Raw genomic sequence first — 22298 nt, 5'->3', positions numbered from 1 at the left:
AATTAAGGAAAAGTGGAGGAATGCTTCCAGATCGTCACCTTCGCGGCGCCAAAACGACGCTCGCAGAGGATTTCTGGCGTGAGTGTGGGCATAAAGTGTTCGGAAGGTGGCATGATGGGCGTAAATTCTTCCGTGGCCCCCGTTTCGGTCACGATCAGCGCGCCCTGTGCCAGCCAGCCGTTCCGTGCCAGTGCCCGCAGACCCGATTCGACCAGCCCCTTGCCATAGGGCGGGTCCAGAAAAATCAGCGTGTAGGGTTCCGTGGCCTTGGGCGGATGCGTGACGCTGCAACTCAGCACGCGGGAGCGGTCCCGGGCCTTGCAGATGTCCAGATTGATCCGCAATGCCGCCAGTGCGCTGCGGTCGCGTTCGATGAACGCGGCTTTTTCCGCACCGCGTGACAGGGCTTCAAGCCCCATTGCGCCGGTTCCGGCATAGCAGTCCAGAACGAGGGCTTTTTCCAGCTCCTCCTGTCCGTACCAGGGCGCATGGGCGAGCATGTCGAAAATCGCCTGTCGCGTGCGGTCCGACGTGGGGCGCGTGCTGGTTCCGGACGGCGCGGTCAGGGCGCGGCCCTTGTTGTCTCCTCCAACAATCCGCATCGATCAGCGTGTCCGCTGACGCTTCGGGGCGGGAAGGTCCGGCATCTGTTCGCGCAGGGTCTTGCCGGGGACTTCCTCAAGCTCGCGGGCCTTCAGCGAGCCGAGCTGGAACGGGCCGTAGGACAGACGGATCAGGCGGCTGACATGCAGGTTCAGACCTTCCATGACGCGCCGGATTTCGCGGTTCTTGCCTTCGCGCAGACTGACCGTCAGCCAGGCATTGTCGCCTTTTTTCGAGTCCAGTGCGGCTTCGATGGAACCGTAGCGCACGCCGTCATAGTCGAAACCGTTGATCAGTGAAGCCAGACGCTTTTCGTCCACAACACCGAAAACGCGCACGCGGTAACGACGAACCCAGGAATTGCCGGGCAGTTCGAGGCGGCGGGCCAGTTCGCCGTCATTGGTCAGCAGCAGCAGACCTTCGGAATTGATATCCAGACGCCCCACGCTGATGACGCGCGGCAAACCTTCGGGCAGCGTGTCGAATACTGTTTTACGGCCTTCCGGGTCCTTGTGGGTCGTCATCAGGCCGTCGGGCTTGTGGTAGCGCCACAGGCGCGTGCGCTCGGGGGAGTCCACGGGTTTGCCGTCCACCAGCATGATGTCGCCCGGCTGCACGAACGTCGCCGGATGCGTGACGATCTGTCCGCCCAGCTTGATGCGTCCGTCCTCGATCATGCGTTCGATATCGCGGCGGCTGGCCACGCCGGCGCGCGCCAGCGCCTTGGCGATGCGCTCGCCTCTCGGGGCTGCTGCGTCCGTTTCGGGCGCAGTGTCCTCGTGCAGGTCAGAGATTTCGGGCATTTCGAGGGCGGTGTTTTCGGTGTTGTCGTCGGTCATCGTGCAGTCTCCACAAGCGCCGCATACAGGCGACGGTCGCCGGGGTCGAGGGAGAATTCGGGGTGCCACTGTACGCCAATGGCGAAACCGGGGCCATCAAGCTCGATCGCTTCGATCGTTCCATCCGGCGCATAAGCGCAGATTTTGGCCCGTCCGGGGTCGCGCACGGCCTGATGATGTGAGGAGTTCACGCTCATGCGCTCCGCCCCCACGATCTGCGCGAGTTTCGTGCCGGGAACGATGTCGATGTCATGTCCGGGTTCGTGGCGCGGGTTGGGCTGTTCGTGTTGCAATTCTTCGGGAAGATGCTGGACCAGCGTGCCTCCGGCCTGTACGGCCAGAAGCTGCATTCCGCCGCAGATGCCCAGAACCGGCTTGCCCTGCGCCAGTGCGGCTCGCAACAGGGCCAGCTCGGCGGCGGTGCGGGCCGGGCGCGGGCTGGTCAGTGGATGCGGGTCCTCGCCATACAGCGCCGGATCGACGTCGAATGCGCCGCCCGTGACGATCAGCCCGTCCAACCGCGCCATAAGGGCCTCGGCATCGCAATCATAACCCAGACAAACCGGCATACCGCCCGCGTCGCTCACGGCTGTTAGGTAGTTTTCCCGCAGCGCGTGAAACGGATAGCGCGAGAACTGCCCCGGGCCACCGGGTTCATGATCCAGCGTCAGGCCGATCAGCGGCGCGCGCTGCGAAGGGGATGGACGGGGAGGGGTCATGCGCCGCATCATCGCATCATGAGTCAGGGACAGACAAGGATTTACACGGATATTGGTCCGGCGATGCAGACGGCGCTACAGGCCGCGCGGGAGGCTGCATCCTGTGGCGAAGTGCCGGTCGGTGCGGTCGTGCTGGCGCCGGACGGACGCGTTCTGGCGGTGGCGCGCAATCAGGTTGAGGGGACGCACGACGCCTCTGCCCATGCCGAGCTTCTGGCGATGCGGGAGGCGACTGCGCGCCTGAAAAATCCGCGTCTGACGGATTGCACGCTGGTCGTGACGCTGGAACCGTGCCCGATGTGTGCGGCGGCGATCGTGCATTTCCGCATCGGGCGGGTCGTGTTCGGCGCTTACGATCCCAAGGGCGGGGGCGTGGAGCACGGGCCACGGATTTTCGAGCGTCCGACCTGTTTGCATCGCCCCGAAGTGATTGGTGGGGTGTGTGAACGCGAGGCATCCGGGCTGCTGAAAGACTTCTTCCGCAAACTCCGCAAACCCATCGCAGAATGAGATTGCAGAGGGCGAAATTCACAGTCCGTCACGAACTTACGGATGTTTCACCCAGCGGTCAGCTTGTGGAACGGGAACGGGGTTCATAGTTCAGCGCTATAAGCCACGATGTTTCGCAACAAGTCGGGATTGATATGACCACACGCTTTCGCACGTCCCTGTCCGCTCTCGCTGCCACCACCATGCTGGTTGCGGCCCCCTTCGCTTTCGCGGACACAACGCCCGCAGCCACAGCACCCAGCGGCGCCATCAAGCCCCAGACGGGCGTTCAGGCGCTCCCCAATTTCGTCACGCTCGTCAAGCAGGTGAAACCGGCTGTCGTGTCCATCACGTCCCACATCAAGGCGGATGTGGCCGAAGAAGAGGAAAACGGCCCGGGCGGTGGCGGCGGTGGTATGGGGCAGGGCTCGCCGTTCCCGTTTCCCTTCCCGTTCCAGATGATGCCGCAACAGCAGCAGCCCAACCGGACGGTCGAAGCCCGCGGTTCGGGGTTCATCATTTCGTCTGACGGCTATGTCGTGACGAACAATCATGTCGTGAATGGTGCGACCAAGGTAACGGTCACGCTCGATGACGGCACGACGCTTCCCGCCAAGATCATCGGACGCGACCCGAAGACGGACGTAGCGCTGCTGCGCGTCAAGCCGACCGGCAAGCTGCCGTTCATTGAACTGGGCGATTCCGACGAGGTGCAGCCGGGCGAATGGGTTATTGCCGTGGGCAACCCGTATGGTCTGGGTGGTACGGTGACGGCGGGTATCGTTTCGGCACTGGGGCGTGACCTGCATTCGGGCGCCTATAACGACTTCATTCAGGTCGATGCCCCGATCAATCACGGCAACTCCGGCGGTCCGCTGTTTACGCAGGACGGCAAGGTCGTGGGTATCAATTCCATGATCATCTCGCCCAATGGCGGTGGGTCGATCGGCATTGGTTTTGCAATCCCGTCCGATACCGTGAAATCCGTTGTGAGCCAGCTTGAAAAAACCGGCCATGTCACGCGCGGCTATCTCGGCATCGAGGGGCAGGACATCTCGCCCACGATGGCGCAGGCCCTCAACCTCCAGTCCCCCGAGCCGGGCGCGCCGCCGCATGGAACGCTGGTGGCGTCCGTCTCCAAGGGCAGCCCGGCCGAGAAGGCTGGCATCAAGAGTGGCGACGTCGTGATCACGCTGAACGGCAAGCCGATCAAGACAGGTCATGATCTGGCGGTGAAGGTCGTCTCCATCGCGCCGGGCACGCAGGCGACGCTGGGGCTGCTGCGTGACGGCAAGCCGATGACGGTGAACTTCACGGTCGGCAACCTGTCCGCTCAGGATCATGTTTCTGGCGATGCGACCGACAGTGCGCAGTCTGGTGCGGGTAAGCTGGGCGTGTCGCTGGCCTCTCTGACGCCGCGGGCGCGTCAGGAACTGGGTCTGGACGACAGCGTGCAGGGCGCGGTCGTGGCTGATGTCGTGCAGGGCTCACCTGCCGATCAGGCCGGAATCCGTCCGGGCGACATTGTCGTGGCAGTTGGCAATCACGTCACGCCGTCGCCCAAGGCCGTCGTGGCGCAGGTGCATGACGCGCTGGGTCGCAAGCAGCCGCCGCTCCTGCGCATCCTGCGCGACGGGCAGCAGCTTTTCGTGGCCGTCTCCCCGACCGGTTCGGACGACGACAGTTCCGACGACGCCCAGTAAGGGTTACGTCAGAACCAGAAGAGGCGGGAAGGGTCAAACCTTCCCGCCTTTTTTATGTTTGTTTTCGTATCGAATCCGAAATACTGTCGGGCTTTCACCCAAGCCGGGACTGTCATGCCATGCACCTAATCACTGTGGCGGTTGTTTCCAGTGTTGTTCTCGTGGGAATGGCGATTGTCTTCCTGCCGACGATCATTGCGCTTTGCACGCGCAAGGTTCATTGGCGTGAGGCGTTCGTGATCAATCTGAGTGCCGGCTGGACGGTCGCTGGCTGGGTTGGTGCTATCGTATGGGCTGCGACGGGAGACGAGGCGAAGATCAAGACCCGCTTCAGGGCGCTTTCAACCCGCAAGAAGGTGCTGATCGTTCTGGAACTGGTTTTTGTGGAAGCAGCCGTGACGGGATACGCTCTTTTCCATCATTCTTCCCACGCCACGCATCTTCTGCACTGATCCGGGATCAGCGCTCCGCCTTGCCGATCCGGTCGTAGAAGAACCAGACGCCCAGCATCTGCGACAGCAGGATCGTCGCATTACACGCCGCCGTCGACAGGCAGGCGCCCGCGAGGCCGAAATGCCGCGTCAGGACATAGAGCGCCGGGAAATAGACCGCCATAACGGCGGTGCGGTTGGTCATGAGGAACTTCACATGCCCCACGACGATCAGCAGCGGTTCCAGTGGAATGACCAACAGGCTGAACACGGCCGCCAGCAGCATGATGGAAATATAGAGCGAGGTGTGATGCACATGGACATGCAGCAGGAAGCGGAAAATCGTTGATCCAAAGAAAGCGGACAGCAGCAGAAGCACGCAGGATAATGCGCCCAGAACGCCGAACATTTTCCAAGTTACGCGCTTGAGACCGCGCCAGTCCTGCCGGTCCCGCATCCGGACCAGTTCGGGATAGAGCACGGGCGAGATGAGCTGCGCCGGGGTGACGATCCCGTCCGCGATCTGACGGCAGACGCGGAAAACGGCGGCTTCCGCCGGTCCCAGACCCGTTCCGACCACCAGCGTCGCCACATGGCCCGAGATGTTGCCCAAAGTCTGGTTGATGCTGGCCGCGCGCGTAAACTGCCACATGCCCGGAAGCTGCCAGCGCCAGTGCCGGAACGCCCGGAAATACCGGAATTTGAATTTCCGGTGCAGAATGTCCAGCGCATAATAAACGTAGAAGCTGTAATCGATAACGATCGTCATGGCCCAGACGAACAGGAAATATCCGAGCTTTAAATGCAGCACATAGCCCAGCAATACGCCGAATGTCTTGGCGATGGCGGCGCAACTGTCGATGATCGGGACGAGGTGAAATTTCCCCGCCATCCGCAGGATACCGTTTGCCCAGCCTGAATACATCAGCGGACTGACGCACACATACAGATCCGCCAGAAACCGCACATGCGCGGACCAGTCCGCGGTGTGTCCGTAGATCTGCACGCCAACGAGGCCGAACACGATGGCGAAGGCCGCCGAAAGCGTGTCGAGACGGATGCAGAAATGGACGACCCGGTGCAGGAGGTCCGTGTCATCGCTGCTGAAGCTGTCGCTGCCAAAACGGATCAGCGTTTGCCAGGACTGCATCCGCGACAGGACGGAACCGGTCGAGGCCAGGGAATGGATCAGGATCAGCAGTCCGAAATCGGAAAGTCCCAATGCCCGGACGGCCACGGCAATATAGATGAAACTGCACAGTGCATTGGCAATACGACCGAGGGTGAGAACGCTGACATTTTTGAAAATGGATCTGAAAACGGAGCGTTCACCGGACATGCGGGCCTTACTGACCACAAACCCGTCAGACTGTCCATGCCAGTAACGAATTGTAGCACTCCCGGAAGGTTTCTTGACATGAAAAGGTCAGGGATTATGAAGAAAATATTACATATTTCGGTGTCAGGATTTCTGCGGACGGGATCTTGCGACGACCCGTCTTCTTCCGAAGGCCCCAATCCCGAGAAGCACAGGTTTCCAGCCTGTTTTTCAGGCAGGACGCATTTGATCAGTTATGAAAATTGCCTTCATTTATATTGCTGAACCCTATCAGTGCTACCATACGGCGTCCGTCGCCAGCGCGCTGGCTGCAATCCCCGGTCATGACGTGGTGGAGTATTACAGTTTTCCCGAAACGGTGAAGCATCTTGCGCGCATCCGTCGCGCGCTGGACGTTCCCGACCTGCCACTGAAGGCGTTTCCGAAATCCCTGAAAGCCCGGCTACTGAAGCGCGCAAGACGCCTCGATCAGGAGCGTCTGGTCGTGCTGCGCGAGAACATCGCCGAACTGAACCAGTACGATGCGGTGGTGGCGACGGAATATACGGCCGGTGTGCTCAAGGAAATGGGGCTTCGGAGACCCAAACTCATTCTGCTCATGCATGGCGCCGGAGACCGCTATGTTAATGACGAGCATCTGGTGCGGGACTTTGACCTGACGCTCGTTCCCGGTCCCAAGGTCGAGACCTATTTTCAGGACAAGGGTCTGCTGAAACAGGAAACAACGCGGGTTGTAGGGTATCCGAAATTCGACGTTTTCGAGGCCGTACAGCGCGAAAAAACGATCTCGTTCGGCAACGGTCGTCCATTCGCGCTGTATAATCCGCACTACCAGCGCAAGCTGACTTCGGCATCAGGCTGGATGATGCCGCTGATTCAGGGCTTCAAGGCCCAGAGTGAGTCCAGCCAGAGCGATTACAATCTGGTCGTAGCGCCGCATATCAAGACCTTCCATAAGGGGTTCGGTATCCGCGAACGTCAGCTCAAGCGGCAGCGCAGCCCAGAGGTTCTGGTCGATACCGGGTCATCCGCCATGCTGGACATGACTTATACGTCTCAGGCCGCGCTTTATATCGGCGATGTCAGCAGTCAGGTTTACGAGTTTCTCGGTATTCCGCGCCCCTGCGTTTTCCTCAATCCGCGCAAGCTGCCCTGGCGGGATGATCCGTATTTCCTGCATTGGACGCTGGGCGAAGTGGTGGAGGATCTGGATGATCTCATGCCTGCCATCGCCCGTGCGCAGGAACGTCATGCGGCGTATCGTCCGGCGCAGGAAAGTCTGTTTCAGGAAACCTTTGGCACCCCTTTGCTGGGCGGCTCCCAACGCGCCGCAGACGCCATTGCGGAGTTCATGGCCGCAGCATGAGGCGTTTCAACATTCGGGGAAATTGACGGCCAGACCGCCGAGGGACGTTTCCTTGTAGCGGCGGTTCATGTCGCGTCCCGTCTCGGCCATCGTGCGGATGACCTGATCGAGTGAGACATGATGCGCGCCGTCGCCGTGCATGGCGAGAGAGGCCGCGTTGATGGCCTTGATCGCGCCGAACGCATTGCGCTCAATGCACGGGATTTGCACCAGCCCGGCCACTGGATCGCAGGTCATGCCGAGGTGATGTTCCATGCCGATTTCGGCAGCGTTCTCCACCTGAAGCGGCGTAGCGCCCAGAGCCGCCGCCAGCCCTGCCGCCGCCATTGAGGACGCAACGCCGACCTCCCCCTGACAGCCGACTTCCGCGCCTGAAATGGACGCATTGAGCTTGAACAGCCCGCCGATGGCTGCTGCCGTCAGCAGAAACCGGCGCTGTCCGTCGAGCGAATATTCGGGGCAGAACTCCCGGTAATAGCGCAGCACGGCCGGGATTACGCCCGAGGCGCCATTGGTGGGCGCTGTGACGACGCGCCCTCCGGCGGCATTTTCCTCGTTCACCGCAATGGCGAACAGGCTGATCCAGTCCATGATGCCGTGCGCGGAAGGCTGGTTGCTGCGGCTCTGTTCCTTGAGCCGTTCGTACAGCGCGGCGGCCCGTCTGCGGACGTTCAGACGCCCCGGCAGCGTGCCGGAGCGGTGCAGCCCGGCGTCCACGCAGTCCATCATTACGGAGACGATCCGGTCCAGATAGGCTTCGACCTCCGCGCGGGCGCGCAATACGTGCTCATTCGCCAGAACAACGCCTGCGATATCGAGCCCTGTCTCCTGCGTGCGCTCCAGAAGCTCCGCACCGCTGGTGAAGTCATAAGGCATGTCGGGCTGGGCGTAGGTCGCGGTTTCGGTCACTTCTTCCGGTACGATGAAGCCGCCGCCCACCGAACAGAAGCGCGCGCAGGCGAGCAGGGTATCTGTGGAATCAAACGCCTCGAACTGGAGCGTGTTGGGGTGGACCGGCGGGGCGGTCTTGGTGTCGAGCACGATGTCCGTGTCCGGGTTGAACGGCGTGGGATGGCCGTTGAACGGGATCAGATGCGCCTGTGTTACGGAGTGCACGATGCCGTCTGCGAGCGTCGGGTCCATCGTGTCGGGCTTTTCTCCCGCCAACCCCAGAATGACTGCGCGGTCCGTTGCATGGCCCCGGGCCGTCCAGGCGAGCGAGCCGTAGAGCGTTACCCGCAGCCGAGCCACGTCCGGCGCATCCCACAGGCTCTCCGCAAAGCGGGCCGCTGCGCGCATGGGGCCGACGGTATGGGACGAGGACGGCCCGATGCCGATCTTGAACAGGTCGAACAGGCTGATCATTCAGGCGGCAAGCTCGGCCAGCAGCGCATCGACGTCTTCGATGCGCGTATGAAAACTCGGCACGAGGCGGATGAGCGTACCCGACACGCCTTCCGGCGTCGGCCAGCGATAGAAACCAAATCCTGCTGCTTCCAGTTCTTCGACAAGCCGGTCCGGCAGAATAACGAACACTTCGTTGCCCTGCGTCTCGAAGGGAAGCTGCGCACCTGCGTGACGGCGCAGACCTTCGACGATGCGCTGGGCCATGGCGTTGGCATGGGCGCTGTTTTTCAGCCACAGCCCGTCTTCCAGAAGCGCCAGAAGCTGCGCGCTCAGAAAACGGGCCTTGGACCACAGATGTCCGCCGCGCTTGATGCGACGCTCGAAATCCTTCAGCACAGGGCGCGTGCGGTCATTGACGAAGAACACGACCGCTTCCGCCGCCATGGCCCCGCATTTGGTGCCGCCGAACGACAGCACATCGACCCCGGCCTTCCACGTCGCTTCAGCAGGTGTGCAGCCCAGATGCGCGATGGCGTTGCTCAGCCGCGAGCCGTCCAGATGAACGCGAACGTCATGGTCATGCGCGATGGTACAAAGCGCCGCGAGATCCTCCAGCGCATAGACTGTGCCCCATTCGGTGGCCTGCGTCAGGGACAGGGCGTGGATGGGGGGCTTGAGGATTCCGCCCTGCGCATTGACCCGCAGTCCCGTCCGCAGGGCCTCGGCATTCATGCGACCGTCGGCGGAGGGTAGTGTGACGAGTTTGGCACCATGCATGAAGAACTCAGGCGCGCCGCCTTCGTCGTTGTTGATATGCGCGCTCTGGTCGCACAGTACCGCGCCATAGGGCGCTACGAGCGAGGACAGCGCCAGACTGTTGGCCGCCGTTCCTGTCACAACCGGGAAGACCGCGACGTCCGTTTCAAAAACTGCGCCGAACCGCGCATTCAGGGACCGGCTCAGCGCATCGTCGCCATACGAACCCACATTGCCCGCATTGGCGCGCATCATGGCGTCCATAACGGCGGGACATGCGGGAGAAACATTGTCACTGGCGAAGTTCTTGCGTATTTCGTCGGTCACGAGACCATCCTCAGTTCCTGTAGCCGTTACGGCCCGTTCGCCAGCGTAACTGAAACGACCGCCTGTTGTCATCCGGAGAGCCCATGAGCACGTTGTCCCCCGAGAAGCAGTCCGAACTGGCCTCAAGGATCATCGACGGCAAGGCCATCGCCCGCGCCCTGACCGATCAGGTGGGTCGTGAAGTGGCGAAGTTCGTCGAGCAGGGCAATACGATCCCCGGCCTTGCTGTCGTACTGGTGGGTAACGATCCGGCGTCGGAAGTCTATGTGAAGAACAAGGCGATCCAGACCCATCGCGTGGGGATGCGCTCTTTCATGCACATGCTCCCGCAGAGCACGTCGCAGGACGAACTGCTGGACCTGATCGCGCAGCTCAACACCAATCCAAAGATTCACGGTATTCTGGTCCAGCTTCCCCTGCCAGCGCAGATTGATCCGGTTGTCGTGACGAACGCGATTGCACCGCACAAGGACGTGGACGGTCTGGGTGAAGTCAATGCGGGCCGTCTGTCGCTCGGGATCGATGGGATCGTGCCCTGCACGCCGCTGGGCTGCCTGATGCTGCTCCAGTCCGTCCACAAGGACATGACGGGTAAGCACGCCGTGGTGATCGGCGCGTCCAACCTCGTCGGCAAACCGATGGCGCAGCTTCTGCTCAAGGAAAACTGCACGGTTACGGTCGCCCATATCCATACCCGCAACACGAAGGAACTGGCCCGCGAGGCCGATATTCTGGTCGTCGCGACCGGCAAGAGCGGTCTGGTCCGTGGGGACTGGATCAAGCCGGGCGCGACTGTGATTGACGTCGGCATCACCCGCGTTGCGGCGGAAAACGGCAAGACCCGTCTGGTCGGGGACGTCGCGTTCGACGAAGCGCTTCCGGTCGCCGGGCACATCACGCCGGTTCCGGGCGGCGTTGGGCCAATGACGATTGCCTGTCTGCTGCACAACACGCTTCAGGCTGCCCGCGCCACATCCTCCGCAACCTCTGCGGAAACCTCGGCATGACGCGCGTTTCGGTCGAACTGGTTCCACGGACTCCCGAAGCTCTGATGGCGGATGTGCAGACCGTGCGGGACATTCTGCCGCAGGTCAGCACGCTGAACGTCCCGGACCTGATCCGCTTTGATCTGCGGAGTTACGACGCTGCATCGCTGATTGTGAAACAGACGCCGTTCGAAGTGATCGCGCATGTCCGTGCGACTGATATCGCTCCGGGCGCCCCGCTGCCGGGTGCTGATCGGTCGGAGCTGACTTCCATTCTCGTTGTTGCGGGCGATCCACCGCCTGCGGGCAGCGATCGAGTGGTTTATCCCAATACCTCCGCCCAGATTATCGAACGCTATCGCCGCGAAGCCCCGCATCTGAAGGTCTATGCGGTGTTCGATCCCTATCGCCGTGCGCCCTATCAGGAACTCGAAAACATCGCCCGCAAGCGCGATGCCGGGGCCTGTGGCTTCTTCACCCAGCCGCTTTTCGACATTCCGATGCTCGAATACTGCATGGACTGGCTGCGGGACGACACGGTGTTCTGGGGCATCTCGCCTGTTCTGGGCGACAAATCCCGCCGGTACTGGGAGCGCATGAACCACGTTATTTTCCCGCGTGATTACGATGGGACGCTTGAAGGTAACATCACTTTTGCACGGCGCATGCTGGGTATCGTGAACCAGAAAAACGACAATGCCTATCTGATGCCGCTGAAAGTTGATCTTGCCTCCTATCTGGGAGCGCTTGGAGATATTATAACGGAATAACATCGAACTTACCCAACGGAGGGCCCGCCCCGGATGTCTGTGCGCCTTTTTCTGCTTCCCCTGCTGGGAGGCGTACTCGCTCCCGCCGCCCTGTTGCCTGCGCCTACCTTTGCGAAAACTCTCGCTGACCCGGCCACCGTTTTCGCACCCCTGACCCTTCCCGACGCTCCGAACGTTTATCGCTCGGGGGCGGGGCTTCCGGGGCCGCAATACTGGCAGAACCGTACGGATTACGTCATCCATTCGCGGATCGACACACAGGCCCATGTGCTGCACGGCTCTGAAACCGTGACCTACAGCAATAACAGCCCCGAGGCGCTGGATGTCCTGTGGCTTCAGCTTGATCAGAACATCTACCGCGCCGACACGCGCGCTGCCGTTGGTGCTATTCCCGGCAGCCACATGATGACCGGCGACCATACGGACGGCATGACGATCGAACACGTTTCGGTCGTGCAGGGTGGCCGCGAAGTGGAGGTCACGCCGTTGATTTCCGACACGCGGATGCAGCTTACACTGCCCCGTACGATCGACCCGCATGGCGTGGCTTTCGTGAAAATCGACTGGCACTATACAATTCCCGGTCCGTGGGGTGGTCGTACCGCTGTTACGCCGACCCGCGAAGGCGATATCTATGAAGTTGCGCAGTGGTATCCGCGCTTGAGTGTCTATGATGACCGTCGCGGCTGGAACACGCTGCCCTATCTGGGGCAGGAGTTCTTTCTGGAATATGGCAGCTTTGATTACAGCGTAACGGTGCCTTGGAACTACACGCTCGTAGGGTCTGGTGCGCTCCTCAACCCTGAACAGGTCCTGACTCCCGTCGAGCGGAACCGTCTTACAAAAGCTGCGCAGAGCGATACGCGCGTCATGATCCGCACGCTCGATGACATCACCGATCCGAAAAGCCATCTGAAGCAGAGCGGCGAGGTTACCTGGCATTACGGCATGCGGAACACGCGCGATGTAGCCTTCGCGGCCTCGCCAGCCTTCGTTTGGGATGCCGCGCGCATCAACCTGCCGCCGGTCGTGCCCTGGACGAACTATCATGCCGTGCCGAGGCTTGCGATGTCGGTCTATCCGCGGGAGGGGATCGGGCCGCATGGCTGGGACCGCTCAACGGATTATGTCAAACACGCCATCGAATATTTCTCGTCACAGTGGTTCGAATACCCTTGGCCGAACGCCATCAATCTGGGCGGCCATGGTGCGGGAATGGAATATCCGGGCATCGTTTTTGACGGCATCAGCGACCGCGACCCGCAGCTTTTCTGGATCACGACGCACGAACTGGGTCATGGCTGGTTCCCGATGATCGTTGGGACGGATGAACGCCGTAACGCCTTCATGGATGAGGGCTTCAATACCTTCATCGATGTCTATGCGTCCGATCACTTCAATAACGGCGAGTTCGCCCCCAAGCGCGATTCAGAATTCGCTCCCAAAACCGGCAATCCTGCACAGGACATCGTTCCGGTTCTGACTGACCCGGATGCACCGGTGCTTATGATCGCCGCTGATGGCGTTTCTGAAAAATACCGCCATAGCGTGACGTATTTCAAAGGCGCTTATGGACTGAAACTGCTGCGCGAACAGATCCTCGGACCGGTGCGGTTTGACGCAGCGTTTCGGCGTTATATTGGGGAATGGGCTTTCAAACACCCATCCCCATCGGATTTTTTCCGCCTGATGAGCAGCGAAGCGGGTGAGGATCTGGGATGGTTCTGGCGCGGCTGGTACTTCACCAATGCCGCCCCGGACTATGCGCTCGGAGACGTCCATCACGATGCCGGAAAGCCCGCAACCGTACAGGTCCGCAATTATGGAACGCTTCCGCTACCGGTGATCCTGCGCGCCGATTATGCGGATGGAAAATCGGAAGACCTCCGCATTCCGACCGAGGCCTGGCGCCAGAGCAGCGATATTGTGGTCGCACTGCCGGTGCATGACGGTCTCAAGGCCGTGACTCTCGACCCGGATCACGTCATTCCGGATATCGACCGTTCGGATAACCGGCTGGCCATTACTCCCTGAAGCCACCGGGGCATGAAAAAAGGGCGTCCGGCTGAGGCGGCGCCCTTTTGTAGAGTTTGGCTCTTAGTTCTCGTGCGTCTCGCAAAAAACGTACGCCTTTCAGGTGAAAAGCTTTAGCCCACAAGTTCCAGCGAAGACGTCCCGGTTGTACCGGCATAGGCGTGAGAGGCGGCCGTCGTCACGACGGAAGGGTTGGTGTTCGTAGAGAGGCCCTCGATCATGTCATTGTTGACGTCAACGAGGGGCTGCAGGTCCTTGGGGGCATTGAAAGCCGCGTTGGAATAGCGCATCGACCACGATCCAACTTTGAGAATATCATCGCGCAGCACAGATGGGAGGGGGCAGTCGACCCGCTCGACGCTGAGAGACAGGATGCTCCACAGTTTCAGGTTGGCTGCCAGTGCTGCGACCTTCTTTTCATGATCCTTTGCCTGCGTCAGCAGTGAATTGACATGCCGGAACGCCATGACCTCCATTTCCCGGGAAGACAGATAACTTCCGGACTGTTTCTGGTACTGTGAGGCTGCATAGGTCACGAAGGCAAACTCCTTTCGGAAAAGACTGTTTCAGAAGCCTCTGGGCGAAGAGGGCAAGGGGCTTCTGAAGCAGTCCTGCGCTTTGGCAGGAGGAAGATCTGAAGGATGCCGGATAAACCGGCACCCTTCAGAAACCTGATCAGCCGCGGAAGAGGCTGAGCAGGGTGGACGACTGCGAGTTTGCAATCGACAGCGACTGAACGGCAAGCTGCTGCTTCGTCTGAAGCGAGGTCAGCTTGGCGCTCTCGGCTGCCAGGTCGGCGTCCGTCAGCGCGCCAACACCCGTCGTCAGGGCGTTGGAGAGGCTGGACGTCGTGGTCTGGAGGTTGGAGATCGTCGTGCTGGAATAACCGATCGAAGACGCGGTGCGCGTCACGCTCGAAATTGCAGCCTGAACGACGGCGCTGACCACGGCTGCGCCCGTGACGGCGGTTCCGGTTCCGGTGCCGGTTGCGGCGATGGACGTGGCAGACGTATCAATGGAGTTGCCTGCGACGGTCAGGTTGTTGCTGGAATCGCGGGAAACACCGAAGCCCTGGTACTCCATGGCGTCCGACATCAGGTCGATCTGCTTGACCATCTTCTGAGAAGCGGTTGTCCCGGACGTGCTGTCGTCCAGAGCAGATGTAGAGGCTGTATTCACGTTGGTGATCACGGCCTTCGACGTGATATTCCCATTCGCGTCAAATGCCTTGTTGACGGTGTAGACGGTATTGCCGTTGCCGTCCTTGGACTGGACGACGCTCTTGCCGCTCTTCAGGTTGTAGGTAACAGAACCGTCCGAAGCAGTTGTCTGGGACGTGATGTTTGTGGCCGTGCCGTCCTTCAGCGTTCCGTCCGTGTTCAGTGTGAACGTTTCGCCAGACGCGGTGTTCAGAGAGGCCAGAGCAGTTGCCTGTGCGCCCGCGTCATCCACATCGAACTCGTAGGTTACGGCCGGGTTCGTGGCACTGGCTGTCGCCGTGGCCGGGGTGGCAGCAGCACCGACAGCTGTCGTGTTGCTGAAGGTCAGCTTGCTGGTATCGGTCAGCGTGGTTGTGCCGAGCGCAACCTGCATGCCCTTCGTTTCCATGCTCAGGTTGGACAGGCCCAGACCGGCGGAGGTTACGTTGAAGCCGTTCTGCGTGAATGTGGAGCCCTGTGCGTCCATGGCGGTCGAGAGGCTCGTATAGGTCGTGCCGTTGCCGGTCTGGCCGGAGAGCAGGTTCACGCCCTGAAACTTCGCACCTGTAGCGGCGGAATCGATGGAAGCCAGCGTCTTGGTGATGGCTTCGTTCAGGGTCGAGTTATCGACGCCTGTCGTGTTCGTGCCAATCGTGGTTGCGAGCGACTGCAGGGAAGCCGAGATGCTCGACAGACCTGTCGTTGCGGTGTTCAGCACCTGAGCGGAGAACGCAAGACCGGTAGAAACACCCGACAGCGTCGAGATCTGGGCGGTCATGTTCTGGGCGATGGAATACATCGCGGGATTGTCGGATGCCGTGTTGACGGCCTTGCCGGTAGAGACCGCGTTTTCGGTCTTGGTCAGGTCGGCCGTCGTCTGGTTCAGGCTCTGGAGCGCGGCCATTGCCGCAGTGTTCGTATTGATTGACAATGACATTGAATCGGTTCTCCGTCGGTGCAGGTTTGCGTCCTCAGGATAGGGGGGAGTGGTTAACGGAAGCTGAATCCGTTCCGTTAAAAAAAACCCTCCGAAAATAACGAAAAACCAGGAAACAACGGGTTAATTTCACGGTTTCTCTTGCGTTCCATACTCTGGAACGAAATAAGAACATGACATGAAGAAAACACTCTCCCAGAGACTGGCGATTCTCTCCGATGCGGCGAAATATGACGCCTCCTGTGCGTCTAGCGGTTCGACGCGTCGGGACTCCGCAAAGAGCGGGGGGCTTGGGTCCACGACCGGAAATGGAATCTGTCACGCCTATACGCCGGACGGGCGATGCGTGTCGCTGCTCAAAATCCTTCTGACCAATTTCTGCGTCTATGACTGTGCCTATTGCATCAACCGCTCGTCTTCGAATGTGGAGCGTGCGCGCTTTACGCCCGATGAGGTTGTGTGGCTGACGCTGGAATTTTACCGGCGCAACTGCATTGAGGGGCTTTTTCTGTCTTCGGGCATTATCCGCTCATCCGATCATACGATGGAGCAGCTTGTGCAGGTGGCGCGGGACCTGCGTCTGAAGCATGGGTTCCGGGGCTACATTCACCTCAAGACCATCCCCGATGCGTCGCCGCGTCTGCTGGAAGAGGCGGGGCGCTATGCGGACCGGCTGTCGATCAATGTGGAAATGCCGACTGTGGCCGGGCTGGAGCAGTACGCGCCGCAGAAAAAAGCGGGCGGTATCCGGCAGGCGATGGGGGAGATGCGGCTGAAGATCGACGCCGGCAAGGAGCGCAGCCATACCGGGCGCCGAGCCGAACGGTTTTCGCCGGGGGGGCAGAGCACGCAGATGATCGTGGGGGCGGATGCGGCGTCCGATCAGGATATTCTGGCCAGCAGCGCCAATCTTTACGGCTCTTACGGGTTAAGGCGCGTCTATTACTCCGCCTTCAGCCCCATCCCCGATGCGTCCGCTTTGCTGCCTGCGAAAAGTCCACCGCTCCAGCGCGAGCACAGGCTCTATCAGGCGGACTGGCTGTTCCGGTTCTACGGCTTTGCTTTCGGTGAGCTGACGGCAGGGCGTGCGGACGGGATGCTCGATCTGGAGCTGGACCCCAAGTTGGCCTGGGCTCTGGATAACCGGGCGTTGTTTCCGGTGGATCTGAACCGGGCGTCGAAGGAAATGCTGCTGAGGGTGCCGGGGCTGGGGGTGAAAACCGTGGCCGCCATTCTCCGGGCGCGACGGCATCAGGCTGTGCGGCTGGAGGATCTGGCGCGGCTGAATGTGTCCATTCGCAAAGTCCGGCCCTTTGTGCAGACACCGGGCTGGAGTCCCGTCCGCCTGACAGACCGGCACGATCTGCGCAGCCTGTTCAGCCCTGCTCCCCAGCAGATGAATCTTTTATGACGCGCTACGTCCTGACCCTTGAGGACAGTGCAGCCTTTGAACCGTGGCGGGAAATGGCGCGTGCGGCGTTGCAACGTGCGATTCCGCCGGAGAGCCTCGACTGGCGGATCAGGGGCGGCGAGACGGATCTGTTCGGGCAGCAGACCAATGACAGCGACGGCATGGTGGCGCTGTCAGACACTCCGATCCTGAAAAGCGTGACATTGCGCGCGTCCTGCATCGCCCTGCTGCGGGACATGCTGTGCCATTCTGATCCAGCCCGGTTCGCGCTCGCTTACCGGATCGCATGGCGCGTTCAGGGCAATCCGCATCTGCTGGATGTGGCGACGGATGCCGATATCGCAAAAGCGCGGATCATGATCCGGCAGAACCGGCAGGACTGCCACAAGATGACGGCCTTCGTCCGCTTTCGCGAACTGCCCGCACAGGTCGGGGGGGAGGGACGTCGGCGGTTCCTCGCCTGGTTCGAACCGCAGCATCATATTCTCGAACGGGTCGCCCCGTTCTTTGCGAAACGCTTTACGGACATGGACTGGATGATCCTGACCCCACGCGGCTCCATCCGCTGGGACGGAAAGGATCTGGTCTGTTCTGCCGAACCCTGTGCACAGCCGGAGCTGGACGATGGGTTCGGCGATCTGTGGAACACCTATTATGCCTCCACGTTCAATCCGGCCCGCGTCCGTACGAAAGCCATGCGTCGTGAAATGCCGGGTCGGTACTGGAAGAACCTGCCCGAAACGCGCCTGATCCCGCAGCTTGTGTCCGGGGCTGAAGCGCGCGTCCGGGCTATGGCCGAACAGGCGCCCCTGCCAGCTCCGGCCTTCCACGAAAAACTTCGCTCCCGTGACCATCTTCCCGTTCAGTCGCTCTTGCATAAGCCTGAAGATCTGGCGGCGAAAATTCGGACCTGCACCGCCTGCCCGCTGCATTGTGCGGCCACGCAGGCTGTTGTTGGGGAGGGGCCGGTTGAGGCGCGGATTATGGTCGTTGGCGAGCAGCCGGGCGATCAGGAGGATCTGGCCGGACGTCCCTTCGTCGGCCCGGCGGGACAGGTTTTGCAGGACGCGCTGGAAAAAGCCGGGGTCGATCGCAGCACGCTGTATCTGACGAATGCGGTCAAGCATTTCCGCTTCCGCCTTCAGGGACGCCGTCGCATCCATCAGAGCCCGGATGAGGCGCATGTTGCGGCCTGTCGCCCTTGGCTGGAACAGGAAATCGCGCTGGTCCGACCAAAGCTCATTGTCTCGCTGGGCGCCACAGCCCTGAAAGCGGTGGATGGTCCGGGTCGCGCGATGGCGGAAAGGCGCGGAACGCTCTGGACGGCGGGAGAGGGTGAAAATACCGTCCGGCGTCTGGCGCTGGCCCACCCGTCCTGGCTGCTGCGGCTGGGGGAGAGCGCGCAGGGAGAGATCGAACGGCAGCGCTTCGGAGAGGGCCTCGCACGGCTGCGGGATTTTTGCGGACGTCCGAAAGTGTAAGGGATATGAAATTGGAAACGGATCAGTTTTTTCCAGCTTGAAGGCCGCGAGGCGATATGTCATGGATGACCGAACCGATCGGTCAGCGGAGGGTTCCAAGCCCCGCACAGCAAGCCCGGTCATGATCTGACAGACCTGTTTTCAAAGCGAGAAAAACACTATGGCGCAAGGCGATCAGGCCGATCACGCGCAGGATGACACGACATCCGACAAGAACGGAAAGCCGCAGAAAAAGCGCAATCCCGTTGTTCGGATCGCGCTGATCCTGCTGGTGATTCTGGTTCTCGTGGGTATCGGGGCCTATCTTTTCCTGACCCGCAACAATATCGAGACGGATGACGCCTACACGGCCGGTCGCAAGGTTGCCATAGCGCCCCATGTCAACGGTTACGTCACGCAGCTTCTGGTGAATGACAACCAGTTCGTCCACGCTGGTGACCTGCTCGTGAGAATCGACAGCCGGGATTATGCGGCGTCCCTGAACAAGGCCGAAGCCGCCGTGTCTCAGGCGAAGGCCAATATTGACGCCTATCAGCTCATGCTGGCCGTGGCGCACAAGAACTTCCCCGGACAGCTCGTTACGGCACAGGGCAACCTCGCCGCTGTTCAGGCCGAGCTCATCAAGGCTGAAGCCGATTACCGTCGCCAGCGTTCAGTGGCCCGCGCCGCTACGTCGCAGCAGGATATCGACTACGCCCGCGCCGCGCTGGATCAGGCGAAAGCCCGCGTCCTTCAGGCTCAGGGTCAGCTCACGCAGGCCGAACCGGTCAAGGAAAACGTGGCCAGTGCCGATGCCCGCGTCATTCAGGAACAGGCCTCGCTCGCTTCAGCGAACGCAGACCTGACACAGGCGCGCCTGAACCTCGAATGGACGGAAGTCCGTGCCCCGCATGACGGCTGGATTTCCCAGCGTAACGTTGAGCGCGGCGACTATATGCAGGTCGGGCAGGAGATGTTCTCCATCGTCGAGCCGGAAATCTGGGTCGTGGCGAACTACAAGGAAACGCAGCTCACCCATATGCGCCCCGGCCAGAAGGTGGACCTTGAAGTCGACGCCTACCCGCAGCTCAAACTGCACGGTCATGTGGATTCCATCCAGCTTGGCTCGGGTGAATCCTTCAGCGCCTTCCCTCCTGAGAACGCGACCGGAAACTTCGTGAAGACGGTGCAGCGTATCCCGGTCAAGATCGTGGTGGATAGCGGGCTTGATCCGAATATTCCGCTGGCCCTTGGTCTGTCTGTCGTGCCGACGGTTTATGTGAAATGAGTGATACTGCCGGGCATCAGGACTGGAAACCCAGTCACAATCCGTGGCTTGTGGCCGTCACGGTCACGCTGGCGGCCTTTATGGAGGTGCTGGACACCACCATCGTCAACGTGGCGCTGCCGCATATCGCGGGATCGCTCGGCAGTTCGTATGATGATGCCACCTGGGCGCTGACGTCCTATCTGGTGGCGAACGGCATCGTGCTGACGATTTCGGGCTGGCTGTCACGGTTCTTTGGCCGCAAACGCTACTTCCTGATCTGCATCACGATGTTTACCGTCTCGTCGTTCCTGTGTGGACTGGCGACATCGCTGCCGATGCTGGTGGTGTTCCGGCTGATGCAGGGCTTCTTCGGAGGCGGCCTGCAACCCAGCCAGCAATCCATTATTCTGGACACGTTCCCGCCCGAAAAGCGCGGGGCGGCGTTCGGCCTGACCGCCATCGCCACCATTGTCGGCCCGGTTCTGGGTCCAATGCTGGGCGGTTATCTGACGGATAATTTTTCCTGGCGCTGGATTTTCTTCGTCAACGTGCCTTTCGGCATCCTGACGGTGATGGCCGTCACGGCTTTTGTTGAAGATCCGCCGTGGGAACGCATGAAGCGCGAGAAGGTGGACGTGATCGGCATCAGCCTGATTACGCTCGGCCTCGGCTGTCTCGAGGTCATGTGCGATCGTGGCGAGGATGACGACTGGTTCGGCTCGCCGTTCATCGTCACCATGGCCGTGCTGGGTGTGATCGGTGTTATCGGAGCCATTCTGTGGCTGTGTTATGCGAAGAACCCGCTGGTCCGTCTGTCGGTATTCAAGGATCGTAACTTCGCGGTCGGCACGCTGCTGATCTCGATGGTTGGTGCGACGCTCTATGCTTCAGCGATCGTCGTTCCGCAGTTCGCCCAGCAGGTTCTCGGCTATACTGCGACCACCTCGGGCCTGCTTCTGGCGCCGGGTGGTGTTGCGGTGATCTGTCTGATTCCGATCGTGGGCATCCTGATGAAGTTCATCCAGATGCGCTACATCATCGCGTTCGGGTTTTTCGCGATGGGGATGGCCATGTTTCAGGCCTCGAACCTTTATGCCGCGATCGATTTCAGGCATCTGATGCTCTACCGTATCAGTCAGACGGCCTCGTTGGCGTTCTTGTTTGTGCCGATTTCGACGATTGCGTACTCGACCCTGCCGCGCGAACTGAACGCTGATGCGTCCGCCCTGTTCTCGATGGCCCGGAACTATGTCGGCTCTCTCGCCATTTCTCTGGCGACGGCGGCGATCATCGAAACCCGGCAGCGCCATCAGACTTATGTGGCAGACCACATGACCCCCGCCAATCCGGGTTTCAACGCCTATATCGGCAATGCCCAGAAGGTTGCGGAGGCCCACGGGTTCCCGGCCGCGCAGGCGCACACTTTCGCCCTCTACCGGACCTTTCAGGAATTCACCTCTCAGGTCGCCATGCTGGCCTATAACGAGGTTTTTGACTGGATCGGTGTGATTGCGTTGTTCGTGGTGCCGCTGTGCTTCCTGCTGTCTCCCAACGGCAAGAAGGCGGCCCAGGCCTCAGGCGGCGGTCACTGATGGCGCGGTTCGTAGATTTTCAGGAAACTGTCGGCGGTGAAGGCCGCGAATTCCGCGATGGCGGCATCGCTGTCATCGACCGGCAGTCCGAAGCGGCGGCGCTGGATGATGCGGGCCTGACACATGAGCAGGAACTGTTCGGCCGACAGGCTCGGATCGGCGATGTCCAGTTCCTCAAGGGCCACGCTGCGCGCAAGATATTCCGCCAGATTGTTGAGCGTCCGGCCGAAGCCGTAGCGCCAGAACGTATCGGCCAGATGGGGGAATTTGTCGACTTCGCTGACGATGATGCGATAGAGCCCCAGCGCCACCGGCGAAATCAACATATGAACCGCCATCTCTGCAAAGCGAGTCAGCGTCACGCGGACGGACTGTTCACCGCCGCGCGACAGCGCTTCGATGGGGGAAAGGCGGCAGCGCACCTGTTCTTCGAAGAACGCGGAAAACAGGGACGCCTTGCCATCGAAATGGTTGTAGAGCGTCCCCTTGGACACGCCGGCCATCTGCGCGATGCGGGACATGGACGCGCCTTCGTAGCCGTCTGCCAGAAAGATCGCTCCAGCCCCCTTCAGGATCTGTTCGCGCTTGGAGCTCCCCGAAGGATCGGTGTTGTCGCACCCGCCGGAAGTGTCCGCGTGGCCGTCGTCCATGATGCCCGTCATGTGAGCGAAAAATCCTTCTGTCCGTCAGGTCGTCTCTCTAACATGCTGACCGAACCGG

Annotated in this window: 20 protein-coding genes; 11 read left to right on the top strand and 9 right to left on the bottom strand. The window is 60.8% G+C overall.

What is annotated here, in order from left to right:
- Positions 1-2: 2 nt before the first annotated feature.
- From rsmD to HKD21_RS02040, 3 genes are read right to left on the bottom strand one after another with little or no spacing between them, the layout of a single operon-like run.
- Entirely contained in the window at positions 3-602 is a 600-nt protein-coding gene (rsmD, locus tag HKD21_RS02050) for a 16S rRNA (guanine(966)-N(2))-methyltransferase RsmD (RefSeq protein ID WP_194253921.1), read from the bottom strand.
- Between the two features lie 3 nt (positions 603-605).
- The gene (locus HKD21_RS02045) at positions 606-1406 is read right to left on the bottom strand and encodes a pseudouridine synthase (RefSeq protein ID WP_194254097.1); all 801 of its coding nucleotides are present in this window, start codon (positions 1404-1406) and stop codon (positions 606-608) included.
- A 32-nt stretch (positions 1407-1438) separates the two neighbouring features.
- Positions 1439-2173 (bottom strand): gamma-glutamyl-gamma-aminobutyrate hydrolase family protein, encoded by a 735-nt coding sequence (locus HKD21_RS02040; protein WP_194253920.1) that lies wholly within the window; start codon positions 2171-2173, stop codon positions 1439-1441.
- Positions 2174-2179: 6 nt separating this feature from the next.
- Between HKD21_RS02040 and HKD21_RS02035 the strand changes: the two genes are divergently transcribed.
- From HKD21_RS02035 to HKD21_RS02025, 3 genes are all read left to right on the top strand, one after another.
- The gene (locus HKD21_RS02035; RefSeq protein ID WP_194253919.1) at positions 2180-2671 is read left to right on the top strand and encodes a nucleoside deaminase; all 492 of its coding nucleotides are present in this window, start codon (positions 2180-2182) and stop codon (positions 2669-2671) included.
- 134 nt (positions 2672-2805) lie between these two features.
- Positions 2806-4353: a Do family serine endopeptidase gene (locus tag HKD21_RS02030; RefSeq protein WP_194253918.1), complete on the top strand. Its 1548-nt coding sequence runs from the start codon at positions 2806-2808 to the stop codon at positions 4351-4353.
- Positions 4354-4472: 119 nt separating this feature from the next.
- Positions 4473-4805: a superinfection immunity protein gene (locus HKD21_RS02025; protein ID WP_194253917.1), complete on the top strand. Its 333-nt coding sequence runs from the start codon at positions 4473-4475 to the stop codon at positions 4803-4805.
- A gap of 7 nt (positions 4806-4812) precedes the next feature.
- On the opposite strand, the gene HKD21_RS02020 is transcribed toward HKD21_RS02025, so the two are convergent.
- Positions 4813-6123, bottom strand: a complete 1311-nt coding sequence (locus HKD21_RS02020) for a lipopolysaccharide biosynthesis protein (RefSeq protein WP_194253916.1) — start codon at positions 6121-6123, stop codon at positions 4813-4815.
- 235 nt (positions 6124-6358) lie between these two features.
- Here HKD21_RS02020 and HKD21_RS02015 point away from each other — a divergent pair, with 235 nt between their 5' ends.
- Entirely contained in the window at positions 6359-7489 is a 1131-nt protein-coding gene (locus tag HKD21_RS02015) for a CDP-glycerol glycerophosphotransferase family protein (RefSeq protein ID WP_194253915.1), read from the top strand.
- 6 nt (positions 7490-7495) lie between these two features.
- Here the strand turns inward: HKD21_RS02015 and HKD21_RS02010 are convergent, their stop codons facing one another.
- Together HKD21_RS02010 and HKD21_RS02005 are read right to left on the bottom strand one after the other, a co-directional pair.
- Positions 7496-8854, bottom strand: coding sequence for an L-serine ammonia-lyase (locus HKD21_RS02010; protein WP_194253914.1), 1359 nt, complete (start codon positions 8852-8854; stop codon positions 7496-7498).
- Positions 8855-9919: a threonine aldolase family protein gene (locus HKD21_RS02005; RefSeq protein WP_322782889.1), complete on the bottom strand. Its 1065-nt coding sequence runs from the start codon at positions 9917-9919 to the stop codon at positions 8855-8857.
- Positions 9920-10002: 83 nt separating this feature from the next.
- Here HKD21_RS02005 and folD point away from each other — a divergent pair, with 83 nt between their 5' ends.
- The 3 genes from folD to HKD21_RS01990 are packed head-to-tail and all read left to right on the top strand — an operon-like array spanning position 10003 to position 13709.
- On the top strand, positions 10003-10926 hold the full coding sequence (folD, locus tag HKD21_RS02000; RefSeq protein ID WP_194253912.1) for a bifunctional methylenetetrahydrofolate dehydrogenase/methenyltetrahydrofolate cyclohydrolase FolD: 924 nt from the start codon (positions 10003-10005) through the stop codon (positions 10924-10926).
- The gene (locus HKD21_RS01995; RefSeq protein ID WP_194253911.1) at positions 10923-11675 is read left to right on the top strand and encodes a methylenetetrahydrofolate reductase; all 753 of its coding nucleotides are present in this window, start codon (positions 10923-10925) and stop codon (positions 11673-11675) included. The genes folD and HKD21_RS01995 overlap by 4 nt, the downstream gene beginning before the upstream one ends.
- Before the next feature lie 33 nt (positions 11676-11708).
- Entirely contained in the window at positions 11709-13709 is a 2001-nt protein-coding gene (locus tag HKD21_RS01990) for a M1 family metallopeptidase (RefSeq protein ID WP_194253910.1), read from the top strand.
- Positions 13710-13822: 113 nt separating this feature from the next.
- Here the strand turns inward: HKD21_RS01990 and HKD21_RS01985 are convergent, their stop codons facing one another.
- Positions 13823-14245: a flagellar biosynthesis regulator FlaF gene (locus tag HKD21_RS01985; RefSeq protein ID WP_194253909.1), complete on the bottom strand. Its 423-nt coding sequence runs from the start codon at positions 14243-14245 to the stop codon at positions 13823-13825.
- A 139-nt stretch (positions 14246-14384) separates the two neighbouring features.
- A complete protein-coding gene (locus tag HKD21_RS01980; RefSeq protein WP_194253908.1) occupies positions 14385-15845 on the bottom strand; it encodes a flagellin in 1461 nt (486 codons plus the stop codon).
- A gap of 178 nt (positions 15846-16023) precedes the next feature.
- Here HKD21_RS01980 and HKD21_RS01975 point away from each other — a divergent pair, with 178 nt between their 5' ends.
- The 4 genes from HKD21_RS01975 (at position 16024) to HKD21_RS01960 (ending at position 21578) form a co-directional block, all read left to right on the top strand.
- Positions 16024-17256, top strand: coding sequence for a putative DNA modification/repair radical SAM protein (locus tag HKD21_RS01975; protein ID WP_194253907.1), 1233 nt, complete (start codon positions 16024-16026; stop codon positions 17254-17256).
- The gene (locus tag HKD21_RS01970) at positions 17253-18737 is read left to right on the top strand and encodes a UdgX family uracil-DNA binding protein (protein ID WP_194253906.1); all 1485 of its coding nucleotides are present in this window, start codon (positions 17253-17255) and stop codon (positions 18735-18737) included. The genes HKD21_RS01975 and HKD21_RS01970 overlap by 4 nt, the downstream gene beginning before the upstream one ends.
- 160 nt (positions 18738-18897) lie before the next feature.
- Positions 18898-20004: an HlyD family secretion protein gene (locus tag HKD21_RS01965; protein WP_194253905.1), complete on the top strand. Its 1107-nt coding sequence runs from the start codon at positions 18898-18900 to the stop codon at positions 20002-20004.
- The gene (locus HKD21_RS01960) at positions 20001-21578 is read left to right on the top strand and encodes a DHA2 family efflux MFS transporter permease subunit (protein WP_194253904.1); all 1578 of its coding nucleotides are present in this window, start codon (positions 20001-20003) and stop codon (positions 21576-21578) included. The genes HKD21_RS01965 and HKD21_RS01960 overlap by 4 nt, the downstream gene beginning before the upstream one ends.
- Here the strand turns inward: HKD21_RS01960 and HKD21_RS01955 are convergent.
- A complete protein-coding gene (locus HKD21_RS01955) occupies positions 21572-22240 on the bottom strand; it encodes a TetR/AcrR family transcriptional regulator (protein ID WP_194253903.1) in 669 nt (222 codons plus the stop codon). The two genes, HKD21_RS01960 and HKD21_RS01955, sit on opposite strands and share 7 nt — an antisense overlap.
- Positions 22241-22298 lie beyond the last annotated feature (58 nt).

The sequence above is a fragment of the Gluconobacter cerevisiae genome (assembly GCF_015244675.1).
Lineage (GTDB): Bacteria > Pseudomonadota > Alphaproteobacteria > Acetobacterales > Acetobacteraceae > Gluconobacter > Gluconobacter cerevisiae.
Note: the sequence above shows the minus strand (reverse complement) of the source record. Positions and strands in the feature narration are given on the sequence as shown.